At 65.3% G+C, this 8344-nt stretch carries 7 protein-coding genes; 6 read left to right on the top strand and 1 reads right to left on the bottom strand.

Annotated elements, in window-relative coordinates; all coding sequences use genetic code 11:
• Both ACR652_RS09875 and ACR652_RS09870 read left to right on the top strand, forming a co-directional pair.
• Positions 1-162: transposase domain-containing protein (locus ACR652_RS09875; RefSeq protein WP_434506342.1), on the top strand; the 162-nt coding region annotated here is incomplete at its 5' end.
• Between the two features lie 40 nt (positions 163-202).
• Entirely contained in the window at positions 203-2278 is a 2076-nt protein-coding gene (locus ACR652_RS09870) for a DUF2167 domain-containing protein (RefSeq protein ID WP_434506341.1), read from the top strand.
• A 67-nt stretch (positions 2279-2345) separates the two neighbouring features.
• Here ACR652_RS09870 and ACR652_RS09865 read toward each other — a convergent pair whose 3' ends face one another.
• Positions 2346-3266 (bottom strand): outer membrane protein, encoded by a 921-nt coding sequence (locus ACR652_RS09865; protein ID WP_434506340.1) that lies wholly within the window; start codon positions 3264-3266, stop codon positions 2346-2348.
• A gap of 262 nt (positions 3267-3528) precedes the next feature.
• Between ACR652_RS09865 and ACR652_RS09860 the strand changes: the two genes are divergently transcribed.
• The 4 genes from ACR652_RS09860 to ACR652_RS09845 all read left to right on the top strand — a co-directional run.
• The gene (locus ACR652_RS09860; RefSeq protein ID WP_434506339.1) at positions 3529-4416 is read left to right on the top strand and encodes a hypothetical protein; all 888 of its coding nucleotides are present in this window, start codon (positions 3529-3531) and stop codon (positions 4414-4416) included.
• Positions 4417-4680: 264 nt separating this feature from the next.
• Positions 4681-7392, top strand: a complete 2712-nt coding sequence (gyrA, locus tag ACR652_RS09855) for a DNA gyrase subunit A (RefSeq protein WP_434506338.1) — start codon at positions 4681-4683, stop codon at positions 7390-7392.
• A gap of 75 nt (positions 7393-7467) precedes the next feature.
• The gene (locus ACR652_RS09850) at positions 7468-8085 is read left to right on the top strand and encodes a HamA C-terminal domain-containing protein (RefSeq protein WP_434506337.1); all 618 of its coding nucleotides are present in this window, start codon (positions 7468-7470) and stop codon (positions 8083-8085) included.
• A gap of 44 nt (positions 8086-8129) precedes the next feature.
• On the top strand, positions 8130-8344 hold a 215-nt coding region (locus ACR652_RS09845), incomplete at its 3' end, for a transposase (RefSeq protein ID WP_434506336.1).

Genomic DNA, 8344 nt, shown 5'->3' with positions numbered 1-8344 from the left:
GGCGGCGACACCTGGGCGACAATCTCATCGCTCCTCGCCACCGCGCGTCTCAACGACGTCGATCCCAACGCATGGCTGACACAGACGCTCGAGCGCATCGCCGCCGGTTGGCCCAACAAAGACATCGACGCACTCATGCCTTGGAACTTTGCAAGCCCCTGACGCCACGCGTTGGACGCTTACGAAAAAAGCCTCCCCGGCCGTGGCCGAGCAGGCCATTCCCGCGCCCACGGCGCCCGAGGCGCCGCCGCTTGTCGCGGCGAAACCGTCTGAGACGGCGGAACCCGCCAGGGTGGAGGCGGCCACGGCGCCGGCCGAGCCGGTGGCGGCGCCTGCGCCGCAAACCGCAGCCGCGCCAGCGACCGTGCCCGCCCCGGCGACCGGCGCGCCCCCTGCGCAAGTCGCTGCGGAGGCGCCCTCTGTCCCTGCCGAAGCGCCGAAAATCGAGGCGGCTCAGGCGGCGGCGACCCCGGATGCGGCGGCTGCTCCGGAGGCGCCGCAGCCGGTCGAGGCGCCCGTCGCCGAAGCTCCGGCGCCCGCCCCGGACGCCGCCGCTCCAGCGACGCTGCCCGCTCTGGCGCTCAACCCGCCGCGCCTGGCGCTTGTCCGAATGAAAGCACCTGTGTTGGCGCTGGACGCCGCGAGCGTCCAGACGGGCGCGGCGCCGGGGCTTCTCCCGCAGCTCGCGGCCTTGGCGCCGGCCGCCGAACCACACCCCGCCGCCGTCGCGGGAGAAGCGACGACGCAGCAGACGCCTGCCGCCGTCGCGACGCAAGGCGGGCCGACGGCGGCGGAGCCGGCCGCAGCGGGCGACTCAGGCATTGAGGCGCTTCTGGCGCAGGGCGTCGCCGGCCCGGCCCGCATCCGGCTCGCCGACCGCGCCACCATGTGGCTGCCCTCGGGCCGCGTCTTCCTCCCGCTTGAGCCAGCGCGCAAGCTTGCCGCCGAAGTGGGTCTTGATCTGCGCCCCGGCGTGCAGGGCATCGTCACAGGGGCCGGCGGCGGTCTGGACTGGCTCGCCCCCATCGAATTGATCGACGACGGCCATATCGGCGCCGGAGCGCCCGACCAGCTCGACGCCGGGAAGCTTCTGAGCGCCTTCAATGCGAGCCTGCCGCAGGTCAACGCCCAGCGCGGCGTGATTGGCCAGCCGAAAATCCTGCTCGGCGAATGGATGGCCCCGCCTGTGCTCGACGGGAAGCACCGACTCCCCGCATGCGTGACCGTCGCCACGGCCGAAGCCGCCGGCGCGCCGGACCACTTCTTCAATTGCGAGGCGTGGGCGCTGGGCCGGGACGGCGCCATCAAGGCGAGCGTCGCCGACGGCTCCGAGCAGGCCGCGCGACTCAAGGAAGAAGCGCGCGCGATCGTCGGCACGATCGCTTACGACCATGGCAGGGCCTTCGAGGATTTCGACCCAGCCAGCGACAGAGTTGCGCCCTATGCGGTTTCGGACCTGCTGATCCACGACGTCAGCTCCGCCGCCGCGCCCGCCGCTTCCCCCACGCCCGCCGCGCCCCCGGCTCCGCCCGCCGAGGCGGCGGCGCCGGATGCGGTGTCCGAGGTCTCGATTGTCGACCGGCTCACCGAGCCGCTCAATCTGGCCCTGCTCGGCGGCGCGATGGCGCTGCTCTGGCTGCGGGAAAAACGCCGCAGGAAAGTACCGTCCCCGGCGGCCAAAGCCGCCCAGCCCGCAGGCCAACCGGCCCCGGCGGTCACGAAGCCCGCCCCGAAGCCGGAGGCCGCCGCCGCGAAGAAGGCGCCCGTCGTGGCGCCAAAAGCCGCCGGTCCGTCGCTGTTCGCGCGTCTGTTGCCGACGCTTCACGCGCTCCTGACGAAAAAGAAGGACGCGCCCGTCGCCGCTCCCTCCGCGCCGAAAGCGACCGCCCCCGCTTCGCTCTTCGCCCGCCTGTTGCCGACAGTGCACGCCCGTTTCGCGCGCAAGACTGCAACACGAGCCGCGTCGCAGGCGGAGGACGCCGCGGCGCCTGCTTCGGCGCTCAGAAATGTCGCCGCGCGTATGAAGGGCGCAGCCGAAGCCCCTGCGCCGGCCGTGACTGTCGCCCGCGCCGCGCGGCCGGTTGTTCGGACGGTGGGAAATGCGGCGCTGGCGCTCGACGAGGACGAGGAGGCCATGGAGTCGGCGGCTTCGGGTTCGGCGGTTGCCGGGCGCTCGGCCTCCTCGGCGGATGATCTCGGGCTTGTTGAGCCGGGCGACGCCGAGGCCGCCACGGCGGCGATCAACGCCGCGCGCGCCCTTCGGGGCGAAAGCGACTGAATGACAGGGGCTTAAAGTAGAAAAGCCCGGCGATTGCCGGGCTTTTCTGTATTCATGGAAACCTTGTTCAGTATTTCGCGAGGACCGGCGCAGGGGCGCCCCAGTTGAAGTGATAGTTCACACCAGCGCGAACAATGTTGCCGGACAGCCGCGTCGAGACGCGCGTCACATTCATGAAGCCGAGCGTTCCGGGGGCCGCAAACACAGTCTGGTCGAGGCCGGAGACCGGGCTGAGCGTGGAGCTCGCGTGGCCGAGGTCGTAATAGAGATATTCGACCTTCGCGCTCCAGTTCGGCCAGAACATCCACTCGACGCCGCCGCCCGCCGTCCAGCCGGTGGCCGTGCGGTTGAAGGACGTCGCGCCAAAGCCCGTCCCATACAGGCCCGACGGATCGAAGCTGTACTGAGCGGCCGACAGAGAGAAGCCGCCATAGGCGAAGCCGCCCGTGCCGTAGACGAGAAGGGTCGGCGTCACAAGCCAGCCGAGCCGGCCGCGCACGGTGCCGAAATAGTCCATCCGCCGATTCACGCGAGTGACCGTCGTCGGCGTGCTGACAGGGTCGAAGGTCACGGTGTTGACCGCGACGCCGACCGCCTGCGCCGTGCCGCTCGTGCCGGCGACGCCCTGAATGTCGGTTTCGAAGCCGACCAGGAAGGACGAGCCGAACTGATAGTTGTAGCCAATCTGGCCGCCGCCGATGAAGCCCGCGCCGGAGTTGCCCGTCGCGACGCCCGTGGCGCTCAGCGCAAAGGGGCCGCCCGGCAGCCAGATCGGATCATCGACAAGGCCGACGGCGCCGAAGGTGGCGGTGTTGTTGTTGCTCCAGGTTCCGCCCGCGTTGAGGCCCGCATAAAAGCCCGTCCAGGTCAGGACCGGGGGCGGCGGGAGGACCGGCGGCGCCTTGCGGGAGGGAAGATCCGCGGCGAAAGCCGATGACGCGGCGCAAGCGAACAATGACACCCAGGCAGCGCACAACTTCGCGTTCATCTCAAATGCTCCTCATAACACAATGATAAGACGGCGAAGCGCGTCGGCGTCACCTTTGTCACGCAGTTTATAGCCACAGAGACCTATGAAACTGAAGCATCAAATGCCCGCTAGTTCTCGAAAAATTTGGATTGTGGCGAATTTGCAACGAAATAAGGTTGATAATATTAACGCCCTTTGCTAGCAATCGGCGCTGCCTCGGCAATTTTTATAGTGTTTGCTTGCTGTTAGCCGGGGTTTTTTATACTTCTCAGGAGGGGACATGATCCGCAAGATTCTACTGGCAGGCGCCGCCTCGGCCCTGCTGTCCACCAACGCTTTCGCCGCGAACGCCGCCTGCCCGAATGTCTCGCTTTCCAGCCTGCAGAGCGCGCTGAAGTCGGCTGTGAGCCAGACAGCAGGCACGCTTGGCTTCGGTCTAAATATGTGGGCGACCGTCGTGGCGCCGGATGGCCACGTTTGCGTCGTCGCGAACTCCAGCGGCACCGCCGCCGCGCCCGGGGCCAATTCCATCCAGGGCCAGTGGCTGGCGAGCCGCGTTATTTCGGCTCAAAAGGCATATACCGCCGCAACGCTGAGCCTCGGCACGACGCCCAGCTCCGGCTCGGGAACTGGCGTGCAGACAGGCAAGGTGCCGCTCTCGACCGCGAACCTCTATTCGGCTGTGCAGCCGGGCGGATCCCTGTTCGGTCTCTCCGACAGCAACCCGGTGGCCGCAGCCGGCGCTTACGGCGACCGCATCAGCACCGGCGGCAATTACGCCGGCCCCGTCGACACGGCGAACTTCGGCACCTCCTCGGACCCGATGATTGGCCAGATCATCGGCGGCATCAACACCTTCGGCGGCGGCCTCGCGCTCTACACCTCGGCGGGCGTCAAGGTTGGCGCTGTCGGCGTCAGCGGCGACTCCTCCTGCGCCGATCACATCGTCGCCTGGAACGTTCGCCACAATCTCAGCTTGGACCATCTGCTCGGGATGAACGCCTTCTTTGGAACCAGCGCGTCGCGTCCTGACAACATCGTCTTCGACATTGGCGCGAACGGCAAAAGTGCTTCGGGCTGGGGTCATCCGAATTGCGGGGCCCCGGGGTTGAGCAATCAGGACGCGCAGAGTGCGGCGAACGGCAAAGAGCCGGAAGTCGTTCAATAAAGAAAACTAGCCGGACCGGCTTAACGTCGGTCCGGTTTGTTTCGTTGATCGGCGCACAGCGTTATCGGAGCGTCTTGATGCGCGCGCTGTACCCTTCGGAACGGCGTATTTGGCGACAGTTGCCCCCAAGCCGGCGCGCGAAGGCTTGGTATTTTCTTAAGTCTTTGGTTTGATTGGCTCTTGTTTCCCCGGCGCGACTGGCGTAGCCCCGACGAATCGCCTATACGGTAAGGCGAGAGAAAATCAGCCCGGATTGGCGCGCCCTTGGCCGACGACGACACGAAAAAAGACGGCTCCGACATCAGGCCGGTTTCCATCGCCGACGAGATGAAGCGGAGCTATCTCGATTACGCGATGAGCGTGATCGTGAGCCGCGCCTTGCCGGACGTCCGCGACGGCCTCAAGCCCGTGCACCGGCGCATCCTGTTCTCGATGCACGAGAACGGCATCACGCCCGACAAGCCCTACGTGAAATCGGCGCGCGTGGTCGGCGACGTGATGGGTAAATATCACCCCCACGGCGACGCCGCGATCTATGACGCGCTGGTGCGCATGGCGCAGCCCTTCTCGATGCGGCTCATGCTCATCGACGGGCAGGGCAATTTCGGCTCGGTCGACAACGACCCGCCGGCGGCCATGCGTTACACCGAGTCGCGTCTGGCCAAGCCCGCGCTGGCGCTGCTCGAGGACATCGACGAAGGCACGGTCGACTTCCAGCCCAACTACGACGGCAAGGAGCGCGAGCCGACGGTTCTTCCGGCGCGCTTTCCCAATCTGCTGGTCAATGGCGCGGGCGGCATCGCCGTCGGCATGGCGACCAACATCCCGCCGCATAATCTGGGCGAGGTGATCGACGCCGCCATTGCGCTGATCGACCGGCCGGACATGACGGTCGCCGAGCTGATGGAGATCGTGCCCGGCCCGGACTTCCCGACGGCGGCGACGATCCTCGGGCGCGGCGGCATCCGCAATGCGTACGCGACCGGCCGCGGCTCGATCATCATGCGCGCCAAGGCGGAGATCGAGACGCTGCGCAAGGAGCGCGAGGCGCTCATCTTCACCGAGATTCCCTATCAGGTGAACAAGGCGGCGCTGATCGAGCGCATCGCGGAGCTCGTCAAGGAAAAGAAGATCGAGGGCATTTCCGATCTGCGCGACGAGTCCGACCGCGACGGCATGCGCATCGTCGTCGAGCTGAAGCGCGAGGCGGTGGCCGATGTCGTGCTCAATCAGCTCTGGCGGCATACGGCGCTGCAATCGAGCTTCGCGGTCAACATGATCGCGCTGAACGGCGGGCGGCCGGAGCTGCTCACGCTGACCGACGTGCTGCGCGCCTTCATCGACTTCCGCGAAACGGTGGTCACGCGGCGCACCAAGTTCCGTCTCGCCAAGGCGCGCGACAATGCGCATTTGCAGGTCGGTCTCGCCATTGCGGTGGCGAATATCGACGAGGTGATCCGCCTCATCCGCAGTTCGCCCGACGCGGCGGCGGCGCGAGAGGCCTTGATGGCGCGCGACTGGCCGGCGAAGGACATGGCGCCGCTCGTCGAGCTGATCGCCGATCCGCGCCACAAGCTGAGCCACGACGGCACGATCCGCCTGTCGGAGGCGCAGGCGCGCGCGATCCTCGATCTGCGCCTGCAACGCCTCACCGCGCTCGGCCGCGAGGAAATCGCCGAGGCGCTGAACAAGCTCGCCGCCGAAATCGCCGAATATCTGGAAATTCTCGGCTCGCGCGAAAGGCTGTTCGGCATCGTCAAGGACGAGATGCTGGCGGTGAAGGAGGCTTACGCCACGCCCCGCCGCACGCAGATCGTCGACGCCGACGGCGAGGTGGAGGACGAAGACCTCATCGCCCGCGAGGACATGGTGGTGACGGTTTCGCACGCCGGCTACATCAAGCGCGTGCCGCTGTCGACCTATCGCGCGCAACGGCGCGGCGGCAAGGGCCGCTCCGGGATGCAGACGAAGGAAGAAGATTTCGTCTCGCGCCTGTTCGTGGCCAATACGCATACGCCGGTGCTGTTCTTCTCCTCGCGCGGCAAGGCCTACAAGGAAAAGGTCTGGCGGCTGCCGCTGGCGGCCCCGCAGGCGCGCGGCAAGGCGCTCGTGAACATGCTGCCGCTGGAGCCGGGCGAGCGCATCACCACCATCATGCCGCTGCCCGAGGATGAATCGAGCTGGGCGACGCTCGATGTGATCTTCGCGACGACGCGCGGCACGGTGCGGCGCAACAAGCTCTCGGATTTCGTCGACGTGCGCCGTAACGGCCTCATTGCGATGAAGCTCGACGAGGGCGAGGCCATCGTCGATGTGGCGACGGCCACCGAGCACGACGACATTCTGCTGACGACGCGCGACGGCCAGTGCATCCGCTTCGCGGTTCCCGAGGTGCGCGTCTTCCAGGGCCGCACGTCCATGGGCGTGCGCGGCGTGTCGCTGGCCGACGACGACAAGGTGATCTCGCTGTCGATCCTGAAGCATTTCGAGGCGACGGGCGAGGAGCGCGCGGCCTATCTGAAGAAGGCCGGCGCCCTGCGCCGCCGCATGGGCGAGGATGTCGCGCCGGAGGCGGATCCCGAGGAGGCCGCGCCGTCGGTGGAATTGTCCGACGCGCGCTTCTACGAGATGCAGGCGGCCGAGCAGATCATTCTGACCGTGTCGGAAAACGGCTACGGCAAGCGCACCTCGCCCTACGAGTATCGAATCACCGGACGCGGCGGCAAGGGCATCGTCGCGATGGCGGTGAATGCGAGGAACGGCAAGCTGGTCGCGTCATTTCCGGTGGAGCAGGGCGACGGGATCATGCTGGTGACAGACGGCGGCCAGCTCATCCGCTGCCCGGTGGAAGGCATCCGAATCGCCGGGCGCGGAACGCAGGGCGTGATCGTGTTCAACACGGCCGAGGACGAGCGGGTGGCGGCCGTCGAGCATATTGGGGATGTGGGGGAGGGGGATGAGAGTGAAGAGGTGTAAGTCGAGGAGCGTCCGTTACTTTTATTGAACAGATAATGCAAGCATTAAACAACTGATTATAGGAGGCTATACTCGGTGGGCATCTACGACATCATGCCTGAGCCGTTTCTTGAGCGTATATATTCTTCGGATGTAAATAAACTATCAGCAAGTATATGTTGCGCTGGTTTCGAGGTGCAGGCTTGGCGGTGCGCTCCTTTTGCTAAGCACTTGATTGAGTGGCTTCCAGAGTACGCTCTGGCGGAGCAAGAGTTGCTGGTTAATCACGGAAATATCTACGTGAAGCTAAGCCAAGCAGCTGTCCGCGTCTATACAAGCGAAAAGTATCGGAAAAGAGGCGAGGCTGGGGAAATAGCTCTCCACGCAATATGTCGTCAATTTTTTGGAACCATACCCATCTGTCCAAGAGTTTTTTACAAAACGGCATCGAATGACGTGGTTAAGTCGTTTGATCTAGTGCACGCGCGGGCTTGTGACGGGCAACCTATCGAGTTGTGGTTGGGGGAGTCGAAACTTTATCAGGATCGTGCTGATGCGATTTCCGAAGCAGTCAAGTCAATAAGAGACCACCTTAATCAAGGGTTTCTGACAAACGAGAAGCTTCTTCTAGGACCTCAAATTCCGCTCTCAACACCGCGTCGCGACGAGCTGATGGCTCTCTTCAAGCCGCAAACTAGGCTCAGGACCTATTAATTTTGACTGAGGCGTGATTCAAGGTCTCCGAAATGGAGACTTTGATGGGTGATTTGTTTTTGCTCAGTGAAGCGCAGATGGCACGGATTTCCCCTTATTTTCCCTTGTCGCACGGCGGCCCTCGAGTGGACGACCGGCGCGTCGTCAGCGGGATCGTCTACGTCATCAAGCATGGCTTGCAATGGAAGGATGCGCCCAAGGAGTATGGGCCGCCCAAGACGCTCTACAATCGTTTCATCCGGTGGAGCCGGCTCGGTGT

The sequence above is a fragment of the Methylocystis sp. genome (assembly GCF_051061225.1).
Classification (GTDB): Bacteria; Pseudomonadota; Alphaproteobacteria; order Rhizobiales; family Beijerinckiaceae; genus Methylocystis.
The sequence above is the reverse complement of the archived record's forward strand: the minus strand, read 5'-3'. Positions and strand labels throughout refer to the sequence as shown.